This is a genomic window from Pseudophaeobacter sp. C1-32P7 (assembly GCF_041008775.1).
Lineage (GTDB): Bacteria > Pseudomonadota > Alphaproteobacteria > Rhodobacterales > Rhodobacteraceae > Phycobacter > Phycobacter gallaeciensis_A.
Genome location: NZ_JAXGFR010000001.1, coordinates 45,996 through 70,958 on the forward strand (window position 1 = coordinate 45,996; position 24,963 = coordinate 70,958).

The following is a 24,963-nucleotide window of genomic DNA, read 5'->3' on the forward strand; positions in this document are numbered from 1 at the left end:
AAGCAAAAAGCCGCCCCGATTGGAGCGGCTTTTCTTTTGTTATCAGCCCCCTAGGCGCAATCCCTAAGGTAAGCACCCCTAGCTTCAGCCAGCCTCGGCTGTCGCAGCGGCGCCACCGCGTTGACCGCGCAGGGTGGACAGCTCTTCAGCCACCAGGAACGCCAGTTCCAGCGATTGGCTAGCGTTAAGGCGCGGATCACAGGCCGTATGGTAGCGGTCGCTGAGGTTCTCATCGGTGACAGCCCGTACGCCGCCGGTGCATTCGGTGACATCCTGACCGGTCATCTCGAAATGCACGCCGCCGGGAATGGTGCCCTCGCTGGTGTGAACTGCGAAGAAATCGCGCACCTCGCGCAGAACGCTGTCAAAGGGCCGGGTCTTGTAACCGCTGGTGGACTTGATGGTATTGCCATGCATCGGGTCGCAGACCCATGTGACATTGGCGCCCTCTTCCTTCACCGCTTTGATAAGGCGCGGCAGATGATCCGCAGCCTTCCCGGCGCCGAAGCGGGCGATCAGCGTCAGACGGCCCTCTTCGTTCTCGGGATTCAGCTTGGCCATCAACTCCTTGAGGTCGTCGGCGGTGGTGGTCGGGCCGCACTTCAATCCGATCGGGTTCAGAACACCGCGGCAGAACTCCACATGCGCGCCGTCGGGCTGGCGGGTGCGGTCACCGATCCAGATCATGTGGCCGGAACCGGCCAGCCATTTGCCGGAGGTCGAATCAAGACGGGTCAGCGCCTCTTCATATTCCAGCAGCAGACCTTCGTGGCTGGTGTAGAACTCAACCGTCTGCAGCGTATGCGCGGTGTCGTTGTTGACCCCGGCTGCTTTCATGAAGTCCAGCGTGTCGGTGATCCGGTTCGCCATCTCGCGATAGGTCTCTGCCTTCTCGCTTTCGGTAAAACCGAGCGTCCAGGCGTGGACCTGATTCACATCCGCGTAGCCGCCGGTCGAAAACGCCCGCAGCAGGTTCAGAGTCGCGGCCGCCTGAGTATAGGCCTGCAGCATCCGGTTCGGATCTGGCACCCGCGAGGACTCGTTGAAGGCCAGATCGTTGATGATATCACCGCGGTAGCTGGGCAGCTCAACACCATCCACCACTTCGGTCGGGGCACTGCGCGGTTTGGCGAATTGCCCGGCCATCCGGCCCACCTTCACCACCGGCACTTTGGCGCCGTAGGTCAGAACCATCGCCATTTGCAGCATCACCTTGAAGGTGTCGCGGATTGCATCGGCGCTGAACTGTTCAAAGCTTTCGGCGCAATCGCCACCCTGAAGCAGGAAGGCCTCGCCGCGACCGGCGGCTGCCAGGTGCTGTTTCAGACGCCGTGCTTCGCCCGCAAAAACCAGCGGCGGATACTTGGAAAGCTGCGCCTCGACGGCCGCAAGGGCCGCCGCGTCGGTATAGTCGGGCATCTGAACCCGCGGTTTCTGGCGCCAGGTCGATTTTTGCCACTCACTCATAGCTTTTCTCCGCTCAAGAGGTCTTTGGGTATTTTCGGGCCCCACGTATACAAAACCCCGTGGCCACTGGCCAGTTCAGAATTTGAACATCTTGACCCGGCGGCATTCCTGTGAGCACGGTCAAAGACAGCCAGAACGAGCCCGACTCTCTGCGCATTATCCACAACAGTCAGGGGCCCGCACCATGCAGAACCAACGTAAACGAGTTGAACTTTCCGAATCCGTCGGTCCGACCAAACGGTTCGTTTTTGTATTGCTCGAACGGTTCTCCATGCTTTCCTTTGCCTCAGCCGTTGAATGTTTGCGCATTGCCAATCGGATGAGTGGGCGCGAGCTTTATTCATGGTCGCTGCTCGCAGAAGGCGGAGAGACGGTTACCTGCTCAGCCGGAACCACCTTTCAGCTTGATGGTGACCTCAGCGAACTGCAGCGCGATGACACCATCCTTTTGTGCGCTGGGATCGATGTTCAGGGCGCAACAAGCAAGAAGCTGCTGTCCTGGCTGCGGCGCGAGGCCCGCAAGGGATTGAAGGTGGGCGGGCTGTGTACAGCATCCTACGCACTGGCCAAGGCCGGGCTTCTGGACGGAAAACGCGCAACCATTCACTGGGAAAATGCGGATAGTTTTTCCGAGGCGTTTGAAGAGGTTGAGCTGACAAAGTCGGTGTTCGTCATCGATGGGAACCGGCTGTCTACGGCTGGCGGGACCTCTTCGATTGATTTGATGCTGAAACTCATTGCCAATGACCACGGTGAAGAGCTGGCCAATGCGGTGGCCGATCAGCTGATCTATTCGTCGATCCGGACCGATCAGGACACCCAACGCCTTTCGATCCCGACCCGGATCGGCGTACGCCATCCGAAACTGTCGATGGTCATCCAGATGATGGAAAGCAATATCGAAGAGCCGATCAGCCCATCGATCCTGGCGCAGGATGTCGGCATGTCGACGCGCCAGCTGGAGCGCCTGTTTCGCCGCTATCTGAACCGCAGCCCCAAGCGGTATTATATGGAGCTCCGTCTGCAGAAGGCGCGCAATCTGCTGATGCAGACCGACATGAGTGTCATCAACGTGGCGCTGGCCTGTGGCTTTGCCTCACCTTCGCATTTTTCGAAATGCTACCGAGCGCATTATGACACCACACCTTATCGTGAACGCGGCAGTAAATCGACACAGGCCGCCCCGCGCTGAATGCGTCGTCGCACGCGGCCCAGATCGGCCGATCCCGGATTACTCTCACGGAGAGCATTTGGCGGCCAATTTTGGCAACGCAGTCGCGTGATTGTGTTCTTTTCCTTTGCGGAGGAACGCTGTAAAGGCACGTCCCAGTCGGGTTTATAGATAAAAACCATGCCTGATGATGGAGGAATCGGCCCCAAAGCAAGCCGAGTGCGAAGCGAGGTCCAAATGGACTTTCTTTTTTCAAACGCCTTGCCTAGGGTCCAATGTGAACAGATTTGTTCCAACAAGGGAGTTTTCAAATGAAAAAACTACTGCTGGCCACAACGGCCGTTGCACTGACCGCGGGCACCGCATTTGCTGGTGGCCACGCCAAGGAAGTGAAACTGGGCGTTCTGCTTGGCTTTACCGGCCCGATTGAATCGCTGACCGCAGCCATGGGTGCCGGCGCCGAAATGGCAATGGCAGAAGCCACCGCATCCGGCAAACTGCTGGACGGCGCTTCCGTGACCTCTGTACGCGCGGATACCGGCTGCATCGACAACGGTCTGGCTGTTGCCAACGGTGAAAAACTGGTCGCTGAAGGCGTCAACGGCATCATCGGCGGTGACTGCTCGGGCGTGACCGGCGCGATCCTGCAGAACGTTGCGATTCCGAACGGCATGGTGATGATCTCCCCTTCGGCGACCTCGCCCGGGCTGACCACCATGGAAGACAACGACCTGTTCTTCCGCACCTCGCCCTCCGACGCCCGTGAAGGCGAAGTGATGGCCGAGATCCTGCAGGAGCGTGACATCAGCTCGATCGCCCTGACCTACACCAACAACGACTACGGCAAGGGTCTGGCGGACGCGATCAAGACCTCGTTTGAAAAGGTTGGCGGTGAAGTCACCATCGTGGCAGCCCACGAAGACGGGAAAGGCGACTATTCCGCCGAGGTTGCCTCGCTGGCTTCTGCCGGCGGCGACATCCTGGTGGTTGCCGGGTATCTGGACCAAGGCGGCCTGGGCATCATCCAGTCGGCGCTGGACAGCGGCGCCTATGACACCTTCGGTCTGCCCGGTGGCATGATCGGTGACAGCCTGCCCAAGAACGTGGGTTCCGACCTTGATGGCTCCTTCGGCCAGATCGCCGGCTCCGATTCCAAAGGCGCGGAAGTCTTTGCCGAAATGGCCAAGGCAGAAGGTTTCGACGGCACCTCCGCTTATGCACCGGAATCCTATGACGCAGCGGCGCTGTTCCTGCTGGCCATGCAGGCTGCAGGCTCCACCGATCCGGCGGAATACGGTCCCAAGATCATGGAAGTTGCTAACGCTCCCGGTGAGCCGATCAACCCCGGTGAACTGGGCAAGGCACTGGAAATCCTGGCCGCTGGCGGCGACGTCGACTTCCAGGGTGCGACCGGCGTTGAGCTGATCGGCCCCGGTGAGAGCGCAGGCTCCTACCGTGAGATCGAAGTTAAGGACGGTGCAAACACCACCGTGAAATTCCGTTAATCCTGAACAGGATAACGCAAACGAGAGATCAGCCCGGCATCGTCCGGGCTGTTCCAAATTTAAAGACTGCAAAAAACAAGCAGTTAGGGGATGAAATGACATGATCGTCGTCGAGGACTTGCACAAGCACTTCGGCGGGTTCCACGCGGTTGATGGCGCTTCGCTTGAAATCGCAAAGGGCTCCATAACCGGTTTGATCGGGCCAAATGGCGCGGGAAAAACCACTCTTTTCAACGTGATTGCGGGTGTTCTTGAACCCACCTCCGGGCGGGTCACCATGGATGGTGAGGACATCACCGGCCTGCCCCCACATGAGCTGTTCCATAAGGGATTGCTGCGCACTTTCCAGATCGCGCATGAGTTTTCCTCGATGACCTGCCGCGAGAACCTGATGATGGTTCCGGGCAGCCAGTCGGGTGAGAGCCTGTGGAACACCTGGTTCGGACGCAAGCGCATCGCCAACGAGGAACGCGCCCTGCGTGCTAAGGCGGACGAGGTGCTGGATTTCCTGACGATCAGCCATATCGCCGATCTGAAGGCGGGCGAAGTGTCCGGCGGTCAGAAGAAACTGCTGGAACTGGGGCGCACCATGATGGTGGATGCCAAGATCGTCTTCCTCGACGAGGTCGGTGCCGGCGTGAACCGCACCCTGCTCTACACCATCGCCGATGCGATCAAGCGCCTCAACGAGGAACGCGGCTACACCTTCGTCGTGATCGAACACGATATGGAGTTCATCGGCCGCCTGTGCGATCCGGTGATCTGCATGGCCGAGGGTAAGAAACTTGCCGAAGGTACGTTGGACGAGATCAAGGCCAACGAACAGGTGATCGAAGCTTACCTGGGCACCGGTCTGAAAAACAAAGACAAAATAGGGGCAGACGCATGAGCGGCAACCCGTATCAGGACGATCGTGGCAACAAGGATTCCACGATCACCAACACCCATGGCGCGGGCACGATGCAGCCTGCCCACCGCAAGAGCGGCCCCACCACCAAGGTTGAGGGCGACAGCCCCTTCCTGATCGGCGACAGCATGACCGGCGGATACGGCAAGGGACCGGACATCCTGCATGACTGCACCATCGCCGTGAACCCGGGCGAGATCGCCGTGATCGTTGGCCCCAATGGCGCCGGCAAATCCACCGCGATGAAGGCCGTGTTCGGCATGCTGAACGTGCGTTCTGGCGCGGTGCGTCTGGATGGTGAGGATATCACCCAGCTTTCCCCGCAAGACCGCGTGGTCAAGGGGATGGGGTTCGTGCCCCAGACCAGCAATATCTTCACCTCGATGACGGTGGAGGAAAACCTGGAGATGGGCGCCTTCATCCGCACGGATGATTTCTCGGACACGATGGAACAGGTCTATCACCTCTTCCCGATCCTGAAGGAAAAGCGCAACCAGCCTGCGGGCGAATTGTCGGGCGGTCAGCGTCAGCAGGTGGCCGTAGGCCGCGCGCTGATGACTCAGCCCAAGGTTCTGATGCTGGACGAGCCCACCGCTGGCGTATCCCCCATTGTCATGGACGAGCTGTTCGACCGCATCATTGAGGTTGCCCGCACCGGGTTGCCGATCCTGATGGTGGAACAGAACGCCAAACAAGCCCTTGAGATCGCGGACAAAGGTTATGTCCTGGTCCAGGGCCGCAACGGCTATACGGGCACCGGTCAGGAACTGCTGGCCGACCCCGAAGTGCGCAAATCTTTCCTGGGGGGCTGATCCGGTGTCGATGATTAAATTACACGCCGCTATCGGCGCAGTTGGCATTGGGACCATTATGGCCTTGCCCGCGTTTTCCGCTGAGAAACAGTCTATTCTGTGTTCCCCAAATACATGCTCACTTAACGCGTTCTATCTGGCCACCGGGAGAGGTGACCCACTCGAATGCCTTGATGGGTCATTCCTTCTCGAAATCAGTGTTGAGAGTGACGTGCTAATAATGAACAGTGTCGGCTCGGTAAAACGCGAGCGGGTATTGTTCGGTGAGCTTCCCCTTCAATCCGCAGACCAGTCGGGCGGGAGTTTCCGAGCATTTCATCAAAGCCCCGAAAAAATGGTAGTCGCGACACTCGATGTGTATGACAGCTGGTCGAGCGGTGAGTTTTCTCTTGTTGAGACCGACTTAAGCCCTTGGGGTACTACGACAGTCATCGCGGGCATCTGCGAGGAGGAGGGATAATGGAACTTCTCAACGCCCTTGTGGCCTTTACAAACTTCGTTGGCGTGCCCGCCATCGCCTATGGCAGCCAGCTTGCCATTGGTGCGCTGGGGGTGACGCTGGTTTACTCGGTCTTGCGGTTCTCGAACTTTGCACATGGTGACACCATGGCATTCGGCACCATGGTGACGATCCTGTTCACCTGGTGGTTCCAGTCGATGGGCATCAGCTTTGGCCCGCTGCCCACCGCCCTGCTCGCGCTGCCCTTTGGTATCGTGCTGACCATGGGGCTGATGCTGGTCACCGACCGCACCGTCTACCGCTTCTACCGCGAGCAGAAGGCGAAACCCGTGGTCTTCGTCATGGTCTCGCTTGGTGTCATGTTCATGATGAACGGCATCGTCCGCTTCATCATCGGTCCCGGCGACCAGCGGTTCGCCGATGGGGAGCGTTTCATCATCAAGGCACGTGCCTTTAAGAAGATGACCGGCCTGGACGAGGGGCTCGCCATCAAGACCAGCCAAGGCATCACCGTGATCACCGCCGTGATCGTCGTGGCGCTGTTGTTCTGGTTCCTCAACAAGACGCGCACCGGCAAAAGCATGCGCGCCTATTCCGATAACGAGGATCTGGCGCTGCTGTCGGGCATCAACCCGGAGCGGGTGGTGATGTACACTTGGCTCATCGTGGCCACGCTCGCGACCATTGCAGGGGTTCTTTACGGCCTTGATAAGTCATTCAAACCCTTCACCTATTTCCAGCTGTTGCTGCCGATCTTTGCCTCTGCCATCGTCGGTGGTCTGGGCAGCCCGATCGGAGCCATCGCAGGCGGCTTCATCATCGCCTTTTCCGAGGTGACGATCACCTATGCCTGGAAAAAGGTCGCAACCTACGTGCTGCCGGAAAGCATGGCGCCTGACGGGCTGATGCAGCTTCTCAGCACGGATTACAAATTCGCGGTTTCCTTCGCGATCCTGATCATCGTCCTGTTGTTCAAACCCACGGGCATCTTCAAAGGAAAATCGGTATGAGCGATACAGTGAAACACACGCTGCTGTTCGTCTTTGTCGGCGTTCTGATCCTGCTGGAAGGCTCTACCACCTTCCTCAATGTCTTCTCCGGCTCGTGGAACTCTGCCCTTGTGATCCTGAACATGGGGCTGATCTCGGCCATCATGGCGCTGGGGGTGAACCTGCAATGGGGCTTTGCCGGCCTGTTCAACGTCGGCATCATGGGCTTTACCGCGCTTGGCGGTCTGGCCGTGGTGCTGGTCTCTACCGCGCCCACGCCGGGCGCCTTCACCGCTGGCGGCATGGGCATCCTGATGGCGCTGGTGATGGGCGCGCTGACAGTGGTTGGCGCGGTTGCCGTCTACCGGTTCATGGCGCCGGGCATTGCCCGCACCCTGACCCTGCTGGCGGTGCTGATCGTCGGCTTCTTCGTCTACCGCGCGCTGTTTGACCCCTCGGTCGAGGCGGTCGAGGCGATCAATCCCGCGCTGGAAGGTAACATCGGTGGTCTTGGCCTGCCGGTGCTGCTGGCCTGGCCTGCCGGTGGCCTGCTGGCGGCCGGGGCGGCCTGGCTGATTGGCAAGACGGCGCTGGGTCTGCGCTCTGACTATCTGGCGATTGCCACGCTTGGCATTGCGGAAATCATCATCGCGGTCCTGAAGAACGAAGACTGGCTGTCGCGCGGCGTCAAGAACGTCGTCGGCCTGCCCCGTCCGGTGCCTTATGAAGTGGATCTGCAAAACGATCCCGCCTTTGTAGAACGGGCGGCAAGCTGGGGAATGGATGCCGTAGAAGGCTCCACGATCTTCGTGAAGCTGGGGTATTCCGTACTCTTCGCCGTGGTGCTGCTGGTGCTATTGTGGATGGCGCAGATGGCACTCAAAAGCCCCTGGGGCCGGATGATGCGCGCGATCCGCGACAATGAGGTCGCAGCCGAAGCCATGGGTAAGGACGTCACCCGCCGTCACTTGCAGATCTTCGTGCTGGGCTCGGCGATCTGCGGCATTGCGGGCGCGATGATGACCACGCTCGACAGTCAGCTGACGCCGGGCACCTATAACCCGCTGCGCTTTACCTTCCTGATCTGGGTGATGGTGATCGTTGGCGGCTCCGGCAACAACTTTGGCGCCGTGCTGGGCGGTATGCTGATCTGGTTCTTCTGGATCAAGGTTGAGCCGATGGGTATCGAGCTGATCAAGCTGGTCACCGCCGGTATGGCGGATGGTAGCTGGCTGAAGGACCACCTGATGGAAAGCGCATCGCACATGCGGCTCTTCACCATGGGGCTGATCCTGCTACTGGTGCTGAGGTTCAGTCCACGCGGATTGATACCAGAGAAATAAGCCTGAAAAACGAAACGCCGCCCCAAACATCCGGGGCGGCGTTTTCTATTGGAAAAGGCTCTTTTGGTGGACCAGCCGAATTAGCGTCCTTTGAACAACCCACCCAGGATTCCGCGCACGATACGGCGGCCGGTGGTGCCCTTCAGCTCCTTGATGACCGCCTCGGACAGGGCCGAGCCAAATGTATCTTTTGGCCTGCCATAGCTGCGCGAGGTTGATCGGCTAACGCGGCTGCCCGAATAGCGCCGCGCGGCGTTGAACTCTCGCGCCATCGGCTCTGGCGCCGCTTCGGCCTGCTCCTCGGCCACCTCGGCTTCGGTGGCGGCCTGAGATGCCCGCTGCGCCAGGATTTCATAGGCTGAATGACGATCCAGCGTCTGGTCGTATTTCCCGGCCATTCCCGACGCTTGCAGGGCGGCCTTGCGCTCCTCATCGGTGATTGGTCCCAGTTGGGACGAGGGCGGCCGGATCAGGGTGCGTTCCACCACGCCGGGCACGCCCTTCTTTTGCAGCATGGATGTCACCGCCTCCCCGACGCCGACCTCGCGAATTGCATCCTCGGTCGAAAAGCGCGGGTTTTCCCGGTAGGTTTCAGCCGCCAGTTTCAGGTTCTTGCGATCCCGCGCGGTGAAGGCGCGCAGGGCGTGCTGGATCCGGTTGCCGAGCTGCCCAAGGATATCCTCGGGCACATCCGCCGGGTTCTGGGTGATGAAATAGATCCCGACGCCCTTGGACCGGATGAGGCGCGCCACCTGCTCTACCTTGTCGATCAGCGCCTTGGGGGCATCGTCGAACAGCAGGTGCGCCTCATCAAAGAAGAACACCAGCCGGGGTTTGTCGGGATCGCCCACCTCGGGCAGCTCTTCAAACAATTCGCTCAGCAGCCACAACAGGAAAGTGGCATAAAGCTCTGGTGCGGCCATCAGCTTGTCCGCGGCCAGAATGTTGATCATACCGCGCCCCTCTGCATCGCAGCGCATCAGATCCGACAGTTCCAGCGCCGGTTCGCCAAAGAACTGCCCGCCGCCCTGATTTTCCAGCACCAGCAATCGCCGCTGAATGGCCCCGATCGAGGCGGTCGAAACATTGCCATAGCGCAAGGACAGATCGGCCCGGTTCTCCCCCGTCCAGACCAGCAGCGCCTGAAGGTCCTTCAGATCCAGCAGCGGAAGACCTTCCTCATCCGCCAGACGAAAGGCGATGTTCAGTATGCCTTCCTGTGCTTCGCTGAGCTCCAAAAGCCGCGACAGTAGCAACGGCCCCATTTCGGCCACGGTGGTGCGGACCGGGTGGCCCTGCTGGCCGTAAAGGTCCCAGAAGGTCACCGGGCAGGCGTGATAGTGATAGGTGTCAAATCCGATGGTCTGCGCCCGGCTGGTAAAGGCCTCGTGCAGTTTGTGGCTCGCAGTTCCGCTTTTGGCGAGGCCCGAAAGGTCGCCTTTGACATCGGCAAGGATGACGGGAACGCCTGCATTGGAAAAACTCTCGGCCAGGATCTGCAGCGTCACGGTCTTGCCAGTGCCAGTGGCGCCCGCGATCAGCCCGTGTCGGTTGGCGTATTTCAGGGCCATCTCCTGCGGGATGCCATAACCCTCGCCGCCGCCGCCCAGGAAGATCTTGTCGCTCATGCCTGTTTCCTACTCGCCTGCGTTCGAGGATGCGGTGGCTGCGAACCCCGATGATCCGGTCCCGCTGATCGTCATCCGAACGCCCACACAGATAATTAACCTTTATACTGAATACTTAGAACTGCCCGCCCACGCAAATACGGATGTGAGGGCGGTCATTTCCTCCCTGTCAGACTGGCCGTGCCACCGAGCACGGCCTTTTTTTGTACACCGACAGGTGATGGACACCCTCAAAATCATGGTTAAAAGTTCGTAAATCGGTCAAACCCCTTTCAGGGGTGCCTTGCTGTAATTTTTTTGTCATTCCATGTTGACCACAGGCCGGGGCTTTCGTAACGTCCCTACCAATAACTAAGTCGGCCAGTCCGACGGGGGAGAAAAAACAAAAGGGAACCCGTTAGGTTCCCTTTTTTCTTTGTTTCCAAAATCTTCGCTCTGATCATCCTGCCGTGCATTTCCCCGCCGATAGGCCGATAATGACCTGACACCACATGTGCATCGTGCTAGATCCCGTATCGGACGTCCTGACATAAAAGAGGCACTCATGATCAAGTCCCTGACACCGATCGCCCTGGCTGCGATGATCGCAACAACTGCGCCTTTGCATGCGCAGGAAACGCAGAACTCCGGCGGCGAGACGGCTGCGCCCTCTGCGGATCAAATGCTGGACCTGGGGCAGCCCGTCGATGACGGCACTCCGGCGATTGGGGATCGCTATGCAAAAGAAACCCACGGCGACTGGGATCTGGCTTGCATCAAGACCGAAACAGAAACGGACCCCTGTTCACTGCTACAGATCCTGACTGCGCCCGATGGCAACCCGATGGCCGAGGTTTCGCTGTTCCGCATCGATCAGGCCGGCGGACAGGCTGTTGCTGGGGCAACCGTAATCGTGCCGCTGGAAACGCTGCTACCTGCGGCCCTGACCATTTCGGTCGATGGCGCCCCGAGCAAGCGCTACAACTATTCCTTCTGCAACCCACTGGGCTGCGTGGCGCAGATCGGCTTTACCCAAGGCGACATCGATGCATTCAAGAAGGGCACCGAAGCCACCCTGTCCCTGCGCCCTGCCCCTGCGCCGGATCAGCTGATCGAACTGAAAATGTCGCTGAAAGGGTTCACCGCCGGCTACAATGTCGTCGACGTGGTCTCCCAATAAGATGAGAACTCACGCTCCCGCCACCAGGCGGGCGTGATCAGACAACGATAAAAGCCACCGCAGCGACTGCTGACGGTGGCTTTTCTTTTTTTCGGCAAGCCCGGGCAGCGCTCCGTTCAGATCTTTTTCAGCGCCAGAACCGCGTTCAGCCCGCCAAAGGCAAAGGCGTTGCTCAGCGCCACATCTACCTTTGCCTCACGCGCCTCATTGGGCACCACATCCAAAGCGCATTCCGGGTCTGGTTCCTCATAGCCGATTGTGGGGGCAATCACCCCATCACGCACGGCCATGATACAGGCCAGAAGTTCGACTGCACCGGTGCCGCCGATCAGGTGACCATGCATGGATTTCGTCGAGGAGATCATCAGCCGGTCCGCGTGCGGACCAAACACATCTGCCACCGCGGCGCATTCGGTTTTGTCATTCGCTGCAGTGCCGGTCCCATGGGCATTGATATAGCCAACGCTTTCAGGCGCCACTCCGGCATCCTGCAGGGCGCCAGAGATTGCGCGGGCCGCACCCTGTTTGCTCGGCATGACGATGTCCGCCGCGTCCGAGGACATGGCGTAGCCCACCACCTCGCAGAGGATCTCCGCACCGCGGGCGCGGGCGTGTTCGTAGTCTTCAAAGACAAACACGCCGGCGCCTTCGCCCTGCACCATGCCGTTGCGGTTGGCGCTGAACGGGCGGCAGGCATCGCGGGACATGACCCGCAACCCTTCCCAGGCCTTGACCCCACCAAAGCACAGCATCGATTCCGATCCGCCTGTGACCATCGCAGGCGCCATGCCGCTGCGCACCATCTGGAAGGCCTGCGCCATCGCATGATTGGAAGAGGCGCAGGCGGTGGAAACGGTGAAACTCGGCCCTTTGAGGTTGAATTCCATTGACACATGGCTGGCGGCTGCGTTGTTCATCAGCTTCGGCACCACGAAGGGATGGACGCGGTTCTTACCGTCCTCATAGACCGAGCGGTAATTGTCATCCCAGGTTGATACGCCGCCACCGGCTGTGCCCAGAACCACTCCGGATTTCGCCGACAGATCGCCGTGGAATTCGATTCCGGACTGGGCAATCGCCTCTTTGGCGGCGGTCAGAGTGAACTGGGTGAACCGGTCATAAAGGCTCATCTGTTGCCGGTTAAAACGGCCCTCGGCCTCAAAGCCCCTGACTTGGCCACCGATCTGAATCGACAGACGCTCCACATCGCGAAACTCCAGCGCGCCGATGCCACAACGCCCCTCGCGCATCGCCTCCATGGTGGCGGATACAGAATGGCCAAGAGCGTTGATGGTGCCGGCGCCGGTGATTACTACGCGTCTCATTCAGATCATCCTTGATCCAGAGGCAGGCCTCACTGCTTTGCAGCCGTCAGCTTTTCGATACCCGCGATGATGGCCGCAACATTGGTGATATCGAAATCACTCTCTTCCGGCGCATTGGCATTGAACGGAATGGTGATGTCGAACTCTTCCTCGATAGCAAAGATGCTTTCCACGAGGCCGAGACTATCGATGCCCAGATCCTCAAGCGTGCTGTCGAGTGTCACATCAGACGGTTCCAGCACTGCCTGCTCTGCGATGATTTCGATTACCTTGTCCTTGATGCTCATACCGGGTCCTTGATCCTTAAGGCTGGCGCAGATGTAATCTCTGTGCCGTTATTTTAAAACTGCCTTTTTCAGCGCTTCGATATCGCGCATCAGTCGGGGCAGCCTGCGTTGTGCCTTATAGACTTCGGTATGTGTCTCCATTTTGACAGCGGGATAGCCCATCATCACACGGCCTGCGGGCACGTTCGAAAGGATCTTTGTGCCGCCGCCGGCAATCACTCCGTCGCCGATAAAGATATTATCGACCACGCCGCATTGCCCGCCAAGAACCACGTTGTTGCCGATATCAACCGAGCCGGACGTTCCGGTCTGTCCGCACAGGAGGCAATCACGCCCAACCCGGGTGTTGTGGCCAACGTGTACAAGGTTGTCGAGCTTTGTGCCGTCGCCGATCACCGTGTCGCGGATGGTGCCGTTGTCGACGGTGCAATTGGCGCCCACTTCTACATCGTCGCCGATGGTGACCGAGCCAAGGGAGTGAATGCGCAGCCAGCTTTGGGGTTTGGCATCGCCCTGATCACCCAGCGTCTTGCGCACGGTTTCCGCGCCTGACACCTCAGGCGTTACATAGGAAAACCCATCGCCACCGATGCGCGCGCCGGGCTGGGCCCGGAACCGCTCCCCAATGGTGACGCGGGCGCCGATGGAGACCATCTCGCGCAGTTGTGCGCCGTTCCCCATCGTGACATCCACGCCGATATGGCACTGCGGACCGATGATGGAATTGTCTCCGATTTTCGCCCTCGCACCAATCACACAGAAGGGGCCGACGCTGACACCCTCTCCCAGCTCCGCGCTGGGATCAATGACGGCTGAGGGGTGAATGCCGGAGCCAAAGCCCTGGCCCGGATCCATCATACTGGTGAGACCGGCCATGGCCATACGCGGCCGGGCTGCGAAAATAGCCGCCTTCAGGCCCATGGACTGCCAGTCGGCACCTTCCCAGAGCATGGCAACCTGGGCTGCGCCCTCGGCCAGCGCCTCGGCATATTTCGGGGAGGTTGCAAGCGCCAGATCGCCGGGACCTGCGTCTTGCGGTTCGGCCGTACGCGCCACTTCGATAGAAACATCGCCTTCGCAGGCAGCACCTAATGCATCAGCAATCTGATGGACAGTATACATATGGGGCCCTTCCTCACGTCTGTTGAAGACGGGCCCCGGAGATCAGCCCTGCACGCCCGGCAAGGCGACCCCTGCCCGCTGCAAGGCGTCCCATACCTTGGCGTCGCGTCCATAGACATCCCGCCGGAACTCGGCCCGTCCTTTGCCCGAGACATAAGCCGTCCGGTAGATAATGTGAACAGGCACCTTCTGTTCCAGATCCACTTTGGTTTCTTTTCCGGAGCTTAGGATCCGCTGAAAGAATGCCTTGGGATCTTCGGTCTGCCGCGCCAGCAGCGCATAGGCAAACTCAAAGGGCTGCGCCAGGCGGATACAGCCGTGGGAGAAGGCCCGGACTTCGCGGCTGAACAGGCTCTTTTGCGGCGTGTCGTGCAGGTAGATGTTGTATTTGTTCGGGAACATGAACTTCACCAGCCCCAGCGCATTGCTGCGGCTCGGCGGCTGGCGCATCGAGTATGGAAAGTTGCTTCTGGTGTACTGAGAGAAGTCCGCTGAGTTGCGGTCGACGACACGGCCCTGACGATCGGTAATCAGAATGTGACGGACTGCATTCGGGTTGTTGCGCAGTTTCGGCAGGTATTCCTTGGTGATGATCGAGCGCGGCACGTGCCAGCTCGGATTGATAATCATGTGTTCCATGACATCCGAGAATTCCGGCGACCTGCGGTCGTGCTGGTTCTTGCCGATCACGGACCGGGTTTCAAAGGTCACGTCGCCACGGTCGACGATCTTGGCGGTGAAATCGGTCTGGTTCACCAGGATATGACGCTCACCGCGTTCGGGTGACAGCCAGCGCTCCCGCTCCATCGCCACCACCACGGATTTCAGCCGTTCGGTAACCGGTTTGTTGAGCTCGGCAATGGTGCCGTCCCCGGCAACGCCGTCGACCTCCAGCCCGTGGTTCGACTGGAACTTTTGCACCGCCTGTTCCACATCCATGTCAAACGCGGCGGTGGCGCTGCGGGGCAGATATCCCATGGCTACCAGCCGGTCGCGCAGCGCGATCACAGCAGGTCCGGTGTCACCCGGCTCAAGCTTGCCCTTCGGAACCGTGGTGCCCCAGCCGCCTTTGGCGACCAGCTGCTCAAGACGGAATTTCTCCCGCAGCAAGGCGCGGTATTGCGGCGAGGCGGGCACCAGCGAGCGCATATAGGCCATCGGCTGGTTGTCCCGGATGCCTTCCAGATAGGTCACCGGATCGGTGGTATGTTTCTTGCGAACGATCCCGTCGTCGATCGAGCCGGGATCAAGAAGGCCAGTCTGCAGATCAGTGGCATAATTCACGTAAGCCGTGCTCAGCGCCGCTTCGATCTGCCCCAGATCACGGGCCGACCGTGCATTGCGCATCTGCTCCATCAGCGACGCCGCCAGGGCAGATTGATCCGGCAACCCGTGGGCCGAGGCCTCTTCCAGCGCACGCAGCAGCGCGGCCCGGCGCTGCATCGATTCTTCGCCCGGCGCGGTCCAAATCGGAGTGTAAGCGGATTCGCGGTAGAATTTGGCAACGGCGTCTTCGTTCGCTGCGAACTCAGCAACCGATTGCTTGAAGGCCGTGACCTGCGCCGAGGCACCACTAGGCGCAAAGGCGACTGTGGTACCGAATAGAGCCAGAGCGAAAACGCCGGACCGAACCTGCGGCAGAACGCTGCTATAAAGTGCTGTTTTCATTGACGCGCGACCCCCTGATGACGATGCCACTAAATCTTCCCTCTACTACATGAATCTTTAGTAATAAGAAGCAAGACGCAGCCCCCATTTACACATCGTAAACCAATAGTTGAGAGCCTATTTTCGGCGGTTCTCGAACTTGTGACCAGTGATTTTGGTGCTTTTTGATGGGGAAATCTTAACGGAACGTCCCCTTTTGCGCAAAAAATTGCCGAAAATCCGAAGAAAACAGGGATGAGACCACTCGAAACTTGGATCGTGATTCCCCCTGTGTCATAGAAGTCACGTGCCGGGAAATACGGCAGGCCCGTAACATCGGGCATCGGCAGGACACACAAATCGTTCGGGATGGTGCGGTAAACATGGCAGAAACATCGAACTCGGGGCTCACCCGTCGGGCCCTTCTGGGTGCATTTGCGGCAACAGCAGTAACCGCAGCCCCAACATTTTCCAATGCAGCAGGCTTTTTGCGTGGTGGCGGCGATATCCGCCGCATCCGCATGTACTCGGGCCGCACCGGTGAACGGCTGGACATGGTCTACTGGATCGAAGGCAAGTACATCAAAGACGCAGTGCGCGAGATCAATCACTTCATGCGCGACTGGCGCACCGACGACGTCAAAGAAATCGACCTGCGCACAATCGATATCATGGCCGCCTCTCATAACCTGCTGGAAGTAAACGAACCGTATATGATGCTTTCGGGATATCGCAGCCCGAAGACCAACGCCATGCTGCGCAGCCGTTCGCGTGGCGTTGCCAAGAACTCTCTTCACATGCGCGGACAGGCCGCAGACCTGCGCCTTGCGTCTCGCTCGGTTACGCAGATGGCGAAAGCGGCCAAGGCTTGCCGTGCCGGCGGTGTTGGCACCTATTATCGCTCCAACTTTGTTCACATGGACTGCGGCGTCGTCCGTGACTGGCGCGGCTGATACGGAAACCCGACCAGGCATTATATAGAAGCCCGGTCCGCATGTCGTCATCCAGGCGTTCTGCATTACACCAAAACGAACCACTAATGTCCGGTGTGCCCCGATGGGTGCGCCGGATTTTTGCTTCTGCCGCACCTGGAATTGGCGTCGAATTTACAATACAGCCCAAATCCGAATTGGTCCGGACACTGGTTCGGGAGATTAGTTCGGGGAGAAGTGGCGCACCTGATAGGATTCGAACCTATGGCCTCTGCCTTCGGAGGGCAGCGCTCTATCCAGCTGAGCTACAGGTGCCTGATGTGGAGCCGTATACCTGCCGTTCCATGACGCTGCAATGGCAAAATTGCCTCTGGATTCTTTTGTTTGCGGACCGCCAGCCCTGTGCCGGGAGTACTGCGGTCCCGCTCGGCGCTGGATTTGCAAAATCCGCCATCCACAGCGAAATCAACTTGAAGCGCCCACGGCGCGGTGCTACCCAAATCTCACTGCGGGTGTAGCTCAATGGTAGAGCATTTGCTTCCCAAGCAAGTGACGAGGGTTCGATTCCCTTCACCCGCTCCAAATCTCCCTTCCCATTTCGAATGCCACAACCTCGCGACGCTTGGACTGATGTTTTCGCGGATGTCGCGGTCAAGACGATGTGCCGGAGGGTTTTTGTTGAAACTTCAAATACCGCGCCTTAGTCCAACGGGATGACACTCCTTTACCTTACCCCGCTCGATGCAGAGACTCAGTTGGCTCAGGGGATCGACCGCCCCTGCCCGGTTGCCATTGCCGATAAGGTTCGTTTTTCCGAACTCGACCTTTTGAACCATGTGAACAACAAGGCCTACCTGGGCTGGTTCGAATCCACCCGCGTCACCTATTTCGATACACATTGCGCCAGGCATTTCTCCGGCGGGCCGGTGCCGCGCACGGTGATGCGTAACTCCAATGTGCACTACCTCAAGGAAATGCTGCTTGGCGAAAGCTACATCTCCACCGCCCGGGTGCTGTCCTTCCGCAACACGTCATATGTGATGGAGCAGCAGATCTGGTCTGGCGACCTGCGCACCCGGCTGGAAGCCGTGATGGTTCTGCGTACCGCCGATGGCAGCGCAGGACAGCCGCTTCCGGACAGTTTGAAACAGCAATTTCTGGATCTCGATGGCGCCACCGACCTCAGCCAATAAGGCTGAGGCTTAAGGTGCCCAATGCACTTGAGTGCCTGACAAAATGGCCTGAACCGGGGCTTCTTCGGGCGGCAGCGATATCGCCCGATCCAGCGCCTTGCGTTTGGCCTCACCAAAGATCACCAGATGTTTCGCCATCGCTCCGTTTAACACCGGCGCTGTCAGACTGATGCGGCCTTCCGGCTGGCTGTCCGGGCGCATCACTGCCAAAGTCGGCGCCGAGCCGGCCAGCGCCGCCTCAAGCCCCTTCACCCCCGGAAACAAGGAGGCCGTGTGCATGTCTTCGCCCATCCCCAGAAGCGCCACTGAAATCGGCAATTCCGGGGAAACTAGGGATTCGACCTCTGCCAACACATCTTCGGGGGCGCGGTCGGGCACGTAGAACGGCAGAAAGCGCGCGGCGGCAGCGGGGCCTGTCATCAGCCGCTCGCGGATCATTCGCGCATTGGAGCGGTGACTGTCGGAGGGCACCCAGCGTTCATCCGTCGCCATCACCCGGACCCGTTCCCAGTCGATTGACGCTGCGCAGAGATCATCAAAGATAGGAGCGGGCGTGCTGCCGCCTGCCACCGCAAGCGAGGCGGTGTCGTGATGTAGAAGATGTGTTTCCAGATCCCCGGCAATGCGCTGCGCAACCTCTATCGCCAGCATTTCCTGATCTGGATATTCATTGAATTTCATGGATTTATTCCTCTCCATTCACGTCCATCACGGCGCATCAGCAAGTCCGCATCGCCGGGCCCGGTGCTGCCCATATCATAGGGTTTTGGTACATCCCCGCGCGCCTGCCAGCCCGCGATTATCGGGTCGGTCCAGGCCCAGGCGGCGGTCACCTCGTCCCCGCGCATGAACAACGTCTGGTTACCCCGGATCATATCGGTGATCAGACGCTCGTAAGCGTCCGGGGGATTTTTGCCATCCGCCCCGAGGGCCGTGGCAAAGCTCATATCCAGCGGAACGTCAACCAGCCGCATGCCGCCCGGACCCGGCTCCTTGATGGTCACGCTCAGTGTGATGCCTTCGTTGGGTTGCAGGCGGATCTTCAGATGGTTGGCGTGACGGCCGGCCTCCTCGCCGAATATAGAGTGCGGCGCGTCCTTGAACAGCACGTTGATCACCGAAGACCGTGCCACCAGCCGTTTCCCTGTGCGAAGGTAAAACGGTGTGCCCGCCCATCGCCAATTGCTGATATGGGTCTTGAGCGCGATATAGCTTTCGGTGCTGGAGCGCGGGTTTCCGACGGTTTCCCGGTAGGTTAGGTCGGATCCTTCACCCCCGGCAGCCGCGTTATACTGCCCCCGGACGATGTGGTAAGGCTCCACCGGATCCAGCGCCCGGATCACTTTTACCTTTTCATCGCGCACCGCGTCGGGGTCAAATTTTGCAGGCGGTTCCATCGCGATTAGGCACAGAAGCTGCATCAGGTGGTTCTGCATCATGTCGCGCATTGCGCCGGCGCGGTCGTAATACTCCTCGCGCCCGGCGACCCCGACGGTTTCCGCCACGGTGATCTGGATATGATCGACGTATTGACTGTTCCACAGGGGTTCGAACAGCATATTGCCGAACCGGATCGCCATCAGGTTCTGCACCGTTTCCTTGCCCAGATAATGATCGATCCGGTAGATCTGGTTCTCGGTGAAATGCGCAGCCAGTGTCGCGTTCAGCGCCTTGGCAGACTGCAAATCGTGTCCAAAGGGTTTTTCTACCACGATCCGGCTGTCTTCATCCGACAATCCGTGCCGGTGCAGACGTTCGGCCAGCGGTCCGAACAGGCCCGGCCCCACCGAGAAGTAGAAGACTCTGATCGGCCGTGGCTCAACTTCGGCCAGTTGCGCGGCCAGCGGCTCCCAACCGCGATCCTCGCGGGCGTCCAGCGACACATAAGTGACACGGCGCAGAAACTCCGGGATTCCCGCAGCACCCGGCCCGTGTTCATTCAGCGTTGCCTTAATCCCCTCCGCCACCAGCCGCCGGTAGTCTTCGGTGCTGATATCGGCCCGGGCGGCACCGATGATGCGGACTTCCTCGGGGAAATGGCCACCACAAAACCGCCGGTAAAGCGCCGGCAGGATTTTGCGCTGCGCCAGATCGCCAGTACCGCCAAAGATCACCAGATCGAAGGGATCGACCGGAATCACGCGTGGAGCCATTGTTCATTCCATTTCGCTGTGACCGGATGCCCAAGGCAGAGGCGAAATCACTTCACATCCCTGTCAGGCGGCCTCCGGCGGCTTTCACTTTGGGGGCAGTATAGGGTAGCCTTGTCGGAAAGGAACGGCCCATGAGGACATCCCCGTGAAAGATCTGCCTAACCCCAACGCAAACCTAGGTAAATTTCAAGACAGCCTGGTGACAGCCGACGGCAGCACCCGGGCGTCCGTGGCCTTGTCGAACCCGGAAACCCTATGGTTCAACACCGGAACGCTTTGCAATATTGAATGCGCGAACTGCTATATCCTCAGCTCGCCCCGCAATGATGCCCTTGTCTACCTCACCGCAGCCGAGGTCGAGGACTATCTGGATCAACTCGAAGAGCGGAACTGGCGGGTACGTGAAATCGCCTTTACCGGCGGCGAGCCCTTCATGAATCCCGAGATGTGCGCCATGGCCGACGCCGCGCTGGAGCGGGGGTATGAAGTGCTGATCCTCACCAACGCCATGCGGCCAATGATGCGCAAGACTGTGCGGCAGGACCTGCTGGCGCTGAATGAAAAACACCCGGGCAAGATGACGCTGCGCATCTCGCTGGACCACCACTCCGCAGATATTCACGACACCGAGCGCGGCGAAGGCAGCTATGCCAAAACGCTGGAAGGTATGGCCTGGCTGCGGGACAACGGGTTCCAGATGGCGGTTGCCGGCCGCATCACCTTTGCCGAAAGCGAGGCGGAAGCGCGGCAAGGTTTTGCCGATCTGTTTGCCGCGCAGGGGTTTGATATCGATTCCGCCAACCCCGGTCAGACGGTGCTGTTCCCTGAGATGGACGAGGCGGTGGAAGTGCCCGAAATTACAACCGCTTGCTGGGGCATCCTGAACAAGGCGCCAGAGGATGTGATGTGCGCCTCCTCTCGTATGGTGGTCAAACGCAAGGGTGCCGAAAAACCGGCGGTTCTGGCCTGCACCCTGCTGCCCTATGCGCCGGAATTTGAGCTCGGCACAACCTTGGCCGAGGCAGAAAAGCCTGTGGCGCTAAACCATCCCCACTGCGCCAAATTCTGCGTATTGGGCGGGGCCAGCTGTTCGGCCTGACCTCCATTCATGGCCCGGCACCTGCTGTTTAGTGGATCTTGAATTCGCCCTTCACGTGCCGCCATTCCCCGGCGCCAATCATCTTGCGGTGGGTAAAGCGGACCGAATGCAGCGGTCCCTCGATCTCGCGCTGCCAAAATTCGATGAACTGAAACATCCGGTCGTGGTCTGGAGCCAGATCGTACTCCTGCCACAGAAATGTATTCAGAACATGAGGATGGTCCGGCATGTGATATATGAATTCGGCCGTGGTCAGCCCATAGCCCTTGAGCATCAGTTCCGTTTCGCTGATCTCCATATGTGGTCTCCTGCAACGAAGCCCCCCGTGAAATCCTAGCCACGGATTGGTTAACAGTTTCGAAACCACGCTGCCTGCTCCGCGCGCGGTCGGGCGGCGTGCCGGTCTGCCCATCAGCCAGCTTGCGCCCCATATGGGGTGTCTGATAGGGTGTCCTGACACAATAGAGACCCATAATACAGAACGGGCAGCAAACGTGAGCGATACGCCGGATACTCCTGAAAACATGGACGAAACACCGCCCCAAGGGCCGGTATACGAGGGGCCGACGGTCTCAATCGAATCCGAGATGCGCACGTCCTATCTGGACTATGCCATGTCGGTCATCGTCAGCCGGGCCATTCCCGACCTGCGCGACGGGCTGAAACCCGTTCACCGCCGGATTCTTTATGCGATGCATGAGACCGGCAATACCCATGATAAATCCTATCGCAAATCGGCCCGTCCGGTCGGCGACGTGATGGGTAAATACCACCCGCACGGCGACAGCGCGATTTATGACGCCTTGGTGCGCATGGCGCAGGACTTCTCGATGTCGCTGCCGCTTTTGGATGGTCAGGGCAACTTTGGCTCGATGGACGGCGATAACCCCGCCGCCATGCGTTACACCGAAGTGCGCATGGACAAGCCTTCGGCCTTTATGCTGGCGGATATCGACAAGGATACCGTCGATTTCCAGGACAACTACGATGGCAAGGACCAGGAACCGACGGTTCTGCCCGCGCGTTTCCCCAACATGCTGGTCAACGGCGCTGGCGGTATCGCGGTCGGCATGGCCACCAACATCCCGCCGCACAATCTGGGCGAAGTTGTTGACGCAACCCTGGCCCTGATCGAGGAGCCGGATCTGACCAGCGAACAGCTGATCGAATATGTGCCCGGTCCCGACTTCCCGACCGGCGGCGTGTTGCTGGGCCGTTCTGGCGCGCGCAAGGCCTATCTTGAAGGACGCGGAAGCGTCATCATCCGCGCCAAGACCCGGGTCGAGGAGATCCGCAAGGATCGCTACGCCATCATCGTGGACGAAATTCCCTATCAGGTGAACAAGGCCTCGATGATCGAAAAGATCGCCGAACAGGTGCGCGACAAAAAGATCGAAGGCGTTTCCCACGTTCAGGATGAATCCGACCGCAACGGTGTGCGCGTGGTGGTCGAACTGAAGCGTGACGCCACTGCCGAGGTGGTGCTCAACCAGCTTTATCGGTTCACGCCGATGCAGACCCATTTCGGCTGCAACATGCTGGCGCTTAACGGTGGCAGACCCGAGCAGCTGACCCTGCGCCGGTTCCTGACCTCCTTTATCGATTTCCGCGAAGATGTGGTCGCGCGCCGGACCGCTTATCTCCTGCGCAAGGCGCGGGAACGCAGCCATATCCTTTGTGGTCTGGCGGTTGCCGTTACCAATATCGACGAGATCGTCACGACGATCCGCCAATCTGCGGATGCGGCCGAAGCGCGTGAAAAGCTGATGACCCGCCGCTGGCCGGCGCAGCCGATCCTGGAATATATCGCGCTGATCGATGATCCGACCCATACCGCGAACGAAGACGGGACCTACAACCTGTCAGAAACTCAGGCCCGCGCCATTCTGGAACTGCGCCTGCAGCGCCTGACCCAGATCGGCGTCAAGGAAGTCACCGACGAGTTGGAAGAACTGGCCTCCAAGATCAAGGAATACCTTGAGATTCTGGGCTCCCGTGACCGGATCATGGGCATCATCGCTGACGAGCTGCGCGAGGTTCGTGAGAATTTCGCCGTGCCGCGCCGCACCGAAATCGTTGATTGGTCCGGAGATATGGACGATGAGGACCTGATCGAGCGCGAGGACATGGTGGTCACCGTGACCTCTGGCGGCTACATCAAACGCACCCCGCTGGTCGATTTCCGCGCTCAGAAACGCGGCGGCAAGGGGCTGTCGGGGATGCAGACCAAGGAAGAGGATGTTGTCACCACCCTCTTTGTTGCGAATACCCATACACAGCTGTTGTTCTTCACCACGGATGGCATGGTCTACAAGCTGAAGACCTGGCGCTTGCCGCAGGGCGGACGCACCTCAAAAGGTAAGGCGATCGTCAACATCCTCCCGATCCCGACAGGCGTCTCCATCGCGGCCATCATGCCGGTCGACCGGGCCGAGGACGAATGGGACGATCTGCAGATCATGTTCGCGACATCTGCTGGAACTGTGCGGCGTAACCGTTTGTCGGATTTCACAAATGTCATGCGCAACGGTAAGATTGCGATGAAGTTCGAGGACGATCACGCGGACACCAAACTGATCAATGCCCGGATCTGCTCCGAGGATGACGACATCATGCTGGTCACCAACACCGGCCGCGCGATCCGCTTCCCCTCGACCGAGGTCCGGGTGTTCAACAGCCGCAATTCCGTTGGTGTACGCGGGATCAAGCTGAATGAAGGCGACGAGGTCGTATCGATGTCGGTGATCCGCCACTCGAAATACACGCCCGAACAGCGGACGGCGTATCTCAAGATGCGCCGGGCCATGGCCGGGATCGCAGACGATGCAGAACCCTCGGATGAGGATAGCGTGGCAGATCCCAACTTCTCGACCGAGCTTTATGCAGAAATGTCAGCGGCCGAAAACCTGATCCTCACCATTACCAAGGGCGGTCAGGGTAAGCTGAGCTCCAGCCACGATTACCCGGTTCGGGGCCGTGGCGGTATGGGCGTCACCGCCATGGACAAGGCGATGCGCGGCGGCGAACTTGTGGCGTCTTTCCCGGTCGAGGTTGAAGATCAGATCATGCTGGCAACCTCCAAGGGTCAATCGATCCGGGTGCCGGTGGATGGAATTTCCTTCCGGTCCCGCTCGGCCGGCGGCGTCCGTGTCTTCAACACTGGCAAGGGTGAAGAGGTGGTTTCGGTCGCCTGGATTGCCGACAGCGGTGACGATGATGAGGCTGAGGTTGAGGGCGGCGAAACCTGACGCCCACTCCCCAAACCAAAGCAACAACAGACGCCGTCCCGGTCCGGGGCGGCGTTTCGTTTTTACCGATGGGTAAACAATTTCTGCCATGCTGACGGGAAACATTTGCGTGGGAGGAGCCACCCGATGAACATGTACCACTGCTACATCGACCTTCATCACGAAGCCAAAGCGCTGGCGTTTTCCAGCGCCGTCGATCAATGGATGTCCTACCTGCAAGAACGCAAGGTGATCAACGGCTGGCGCCTGCTGCGTCGCAAGCTGAACCTTGCCAGCGATTCCTGCCGTGATTTCCTGCTTGAGATCGAATTCGAGAACATGACCCAGCTGGACCAGGCCTTTCGGGTGTTGGGTGAAAAAGACGAAGAGATTGAAAAGCTCTACGCGAATGTCTCTGCGTTGATCGCAAATTCCGACTTTGGGCTCTACCGGCCATTTCCGGACCCGGAACGGGCGGAGCGCATGGCTCTGGTCTGATTCCGCTGTAGTTTATGCAAAAAGGCCGGGCATAGCGCC

Annotated in this window: 21 protein-coding genes and 2 tRNA genes; 13 read left to right on the forward strand and 10 right to left on the reverse strand. The window is 59.3% G+C overall.

Annotated elements, in window-relative coordinates:
* Window positions 1–84: 84 nt before the first annotated feature.
* A complete protein-coding gene (locus SM763_RS00235) occupies window positions 85–1,467 on the reverse strand; it encodes a class II 3-deoxy-7-phosphoheptulonate synthase (protein ID WP_065270272.1) in 1,383 nt (460 codons plus the stop codon).
* Window positions 1,468–1,651: 184 nt separating this feature from the next.
* Here SM763_RS00235 and SM763_RS00240 point away from each other — a divergent pair, with 184 nt between their 5' ends.
* From SM763_RS00240 to SM763_RS00265, 6 genes are all read left to right on the forward strand, one after another.
* The gene (locus SM763_RS00240; protein WP_368996931.1) at window positions 1,652–2,659 is read left to right on the forward strand and encodes a GlxA family transcriptional regulator; all 1,008 of its coding nucleotides are present in this window, start codon (window positions 1,652–1,654) and stop codon (window positions 2,657–2,659) included.
* A gap of 290 nt (window positions 2,660–2,949) precedes the next feature.
* Window positions 2,950–4,143, forward strand: a complete 1,194-nt coding sequence (locus SM763_RS00245) for an ABC transporter substrate-binding protein (RefSeq protein WP_065270270.1) — start codon at window positions 2,950–2,952, stop codon at window positions 4,141–4,143.
* A 100-nt stretch (window positions 4,144–4,243) separates the two neighbouring features.
* A complete protein-coding gene (locus SM763_RS00250; protein WP_368996933.1) occupies window positions 4,244–5,032 on the forward strand; it encodes an ABC transporter ATP-binding protein in 789 nt (262 codons plus the stop codon).
* Entirely contained in the window at window positions 5,029–5,862 is an 834-nt protein-coding gene (locus tag SM763_RS00255) for an ABC transporter ATP-binding protein (RefSeq protein ID WP_368996935.1), read from the forward strand. The genes SM763_RS00250 and SM763_RS00255 overlap by 4 nt, the downstream gene beginning before the upstream one ends.
* Window positions 5,863–6,321: 459 nt before the next feature.
* Window positions 6,322–7,332 carry a branched-chain amino acid ABC transporter permease gene (locus SM763_RS00260; protein WP_065270268.1) on the forward strand — a complete coding sequence of 337 codons (1,011 nt, stop codon included), beginning with the start codon at window positions 6,322–6,324 and terminating at the stop codon, window positions 7,330–7,332.
* Window positions 7,329–8,654, forward strand: a complete 1,326-nt coding sequence (locus tag SM763_RS00265; protein ID WP_065270267.1) for a branched-chain amino acid ABC transporter permease — start codon at window positions 7,329–7,331, stop codon at window positions 8,652–8,654. Before SM763_RS00260 ends, SM763_RS00265 begins: the two co-directional genes overlap by 4 nt.
* 80 nt (window positions 8,655–8,734) lie before the next feature.
* Here SM763_RS00265 and SM763_RS00270 read toward each other — a convergent pair whose 3' ends face one another.
* Entirely contained in the window at window positions 8,735–10,282 is a 1,548-nt protein-coding gene (locus tag SM763_RS00270) for a helicase HerA-like domain-containing protein (protein WP_368996936.1), read from the reverse strand.
* A gap of 544 nt (window positions 10,283–10,826) precedes the next feature.
* Here SM763_RS00270 and SM763_RS00275 point away from each other — a divergent pair.
* Window positions 10,827–11,441: an invasion associated locus B family protein gene (locus tag SM763_RS00275; protein ID WP_274834124.1), complete on the forward strand. Its 615-nt coding sequence runs from the start codon at window positions 10,827–10,829 to the stop codon at window positions 11,439–11,441.
* Between the two features lie 116 nt (window positions 11,442–11,557).
* Here SM763_RS00275 and SM763_RS00280 read toward each other — a convergent pair whose 3' ends face one another.
* From SM763_RS00280 to SM763_RS00295, 4 genes are read right to left on the reverse strand one after another with little or no spacing between them, the layout of a single operon-like run.
* Window positions 11,558–12,766, reverse strand: coding sequence for a beta-ketoacyl-[acyl-carrier-protein] synthase family protein (locus SM763_RS00280; RefSeq protein WP_274828104.1), 1,209 nt, complete (start codon window positions 12,764–12,766; stop codon window positions 11,558–11,560).
* 29 nt (window positions 12,767–12,795) lie between these two features.
* Window positions 12,796–13,053, reverse strand: coding sequence for an acyl carrier protein (locus tag SM763_RS00285; protein ID WP_065270263.1), 258 nt, complete (start codon window positions 13,051–13,053; stop codon window positions 12,796–12,798).
* A 48-nt stretch (window positions 13,054–13,101) separates the two neighbouring features.
* Window positions 13,102–14,175 (reverse strand): UDP-3-O-(3-hydroxymyristoyl)glucosamine N-acyltransferase, encoded by a 1,074-nt coding sequence (gene lpxD / locus SM763_RS00290; RefSeq protein ID WP_368996939.1) that lies wholly within the window; start codon window positions 14,173–14,175, stop codon window positions 13,102–13,104.
* 42 nt (window positions 14,176–14,217) lie between these two features.
* Entirely contained in the window at window positions 14,218–15,843 is a 1,626-nt protein-coding gene (locus SM763_RS00295; RefSeq protein ID WP_368996940.1) for a L,D-transpeptidase family protein, read from the reverse strand.
* 362 nt (window positions 15,844–16,205) lie between these two features.
* Between SM763_RS00295 and mepK the strand changes: the two genes are divergently transcribed.
* Window positions 16,206–16,775, forward strand: coding sequence for a peptidoglycan L,D-endopeptidase MepK (gene mepK, locus SM763_RS00300; protein ID WP_065270260.1), 570 nt, complete (start codon window positions 16,206–16,208; stop codon window positions 16,773–16,775).
* Window positions 16,776–16,992: 217 nt separating this feature from the next.
* Here the strand turns inward: mepK and SM763_RS00305 are convergent.
* Window positions 16,993–17,069, reverse strand: a tRNA-Arg gene (locus SM763_RS00305).
* A gap of 193 nt (window positions 17,070–17,262) precedes the next feature.
* On the opposite strand from SM763_RS00305, the gene SM763_RS00310 reads away from it, so the two are divergent.
* Both SM763_RS00310 and SM763_RS00315 read left to right on the forward strand, forming a co-directional pair.
* Window positions 17,263–17,336: transfer RNA gene (locus SM763_RS00310), tRNA-Gly, on the forward strand.
* 131 nt (window positions 17,337–17,467) lie between these two features.
* Window positions 17,468–17,947, forward strand: a complete 480-nt coding sequence (locus tag SM763_RS00315; protein WP_368996941.1) for an acyl-CoA thioesterase — start codon at window positions 17,468–17,470, stop codon at window positions 17,945–17,947.
* Window positions 17,948–17,956: 9 nt separating this feature from the next.
* On the opposite strand, the gene pgl is transcribed toward SM763_RS00315, so the two are convergent.
* Both pgl and zwf read right to left on the reverse strand, forming a co-directional pair.
* Entirely contained in the window at window positions 17,957–18,628 is a 672-nt protein-coding gene (gene pgl / locus SM763_RS00320) for a 6-phosphogluconolactonase (protein WP_368996943.1), read from the reverse strand.
* On the reverse strand, window positions 18,625–20,100 hold the full coding sequence (gene zwf, locus SM763_RS00325; protein WP_368996945.1) for a glucose-6-phosphate dehydrogenase: 1,476 nt from the start codon (window positions 20,098–20,100) through the stop codon (window positions 18,625–18,627). The genes pgl and zwf overlap by 4 nt, the downstream gene beginning before the upstream one ends.
* Before the next feature lie 145 nt (window positions 20,101–20,245).
* Here zwf and SM763_RS00330 point away from each other — a divergent pair, with 145 nt between their 5' ends.
* Complete coding sequence (locus tag SM763_RS00330; protein WP_368996947.1) at window positions 20,246–21,199, forward strand: radical SAM protein; 954 nt, start codon at window positions 20,246–20,248, stop codon at window positions 21,197–21,199.
* A gap of 28 nt (window positions 21,200–21,227) precedes the next feature.
* Here the strand turns inward: SM763_RS00330 and SM763_RS00335 are convergent, their stop codons facing one another.
* Window positions 21,228–21,497 carry an usg protein gene (locus SM763_RS00335; protein WP_065270255.1) on the reverse strand — a complete coding sequence of 90 codons (270 nt, stop codon included), beginning with the start codon at window positions 21,495–21,497 and terminating at the stop codon, window positions 21,228–21,230.
* Between the two features lie 196 nt (window positions 21,498–21,693).
* Here SM763_RS00335 and gyrA point away from each other — a divergent pair, with 196 nt between their 5' ends.
* The gene (gyrA, locus tag SM763_RS00340) at window positions 21,694–24,447 is read left to right on the forward strand and encodes a DNA gyrase subunit A (RefSeq protein WP_490363251.1); all 2,754 of its coding nucleotides are present in this window, start codon (window positions 21,694–21,696) and stop codon (window positions 24,445–24,447) included.
* A 126-nt stretch (window positions 24,448–24,573) separates the two neighbouring features.
* Entirely contained in the window at window positions 24,574–24,924 is a 351-nt protein-coding gene (locus SM763_RS00345; protein WP_065270254.1) for a DUF6614 family protein, read from the forward strand.
* Window positions 24,925–24,963: the final 39 nt, after the last annotated feature.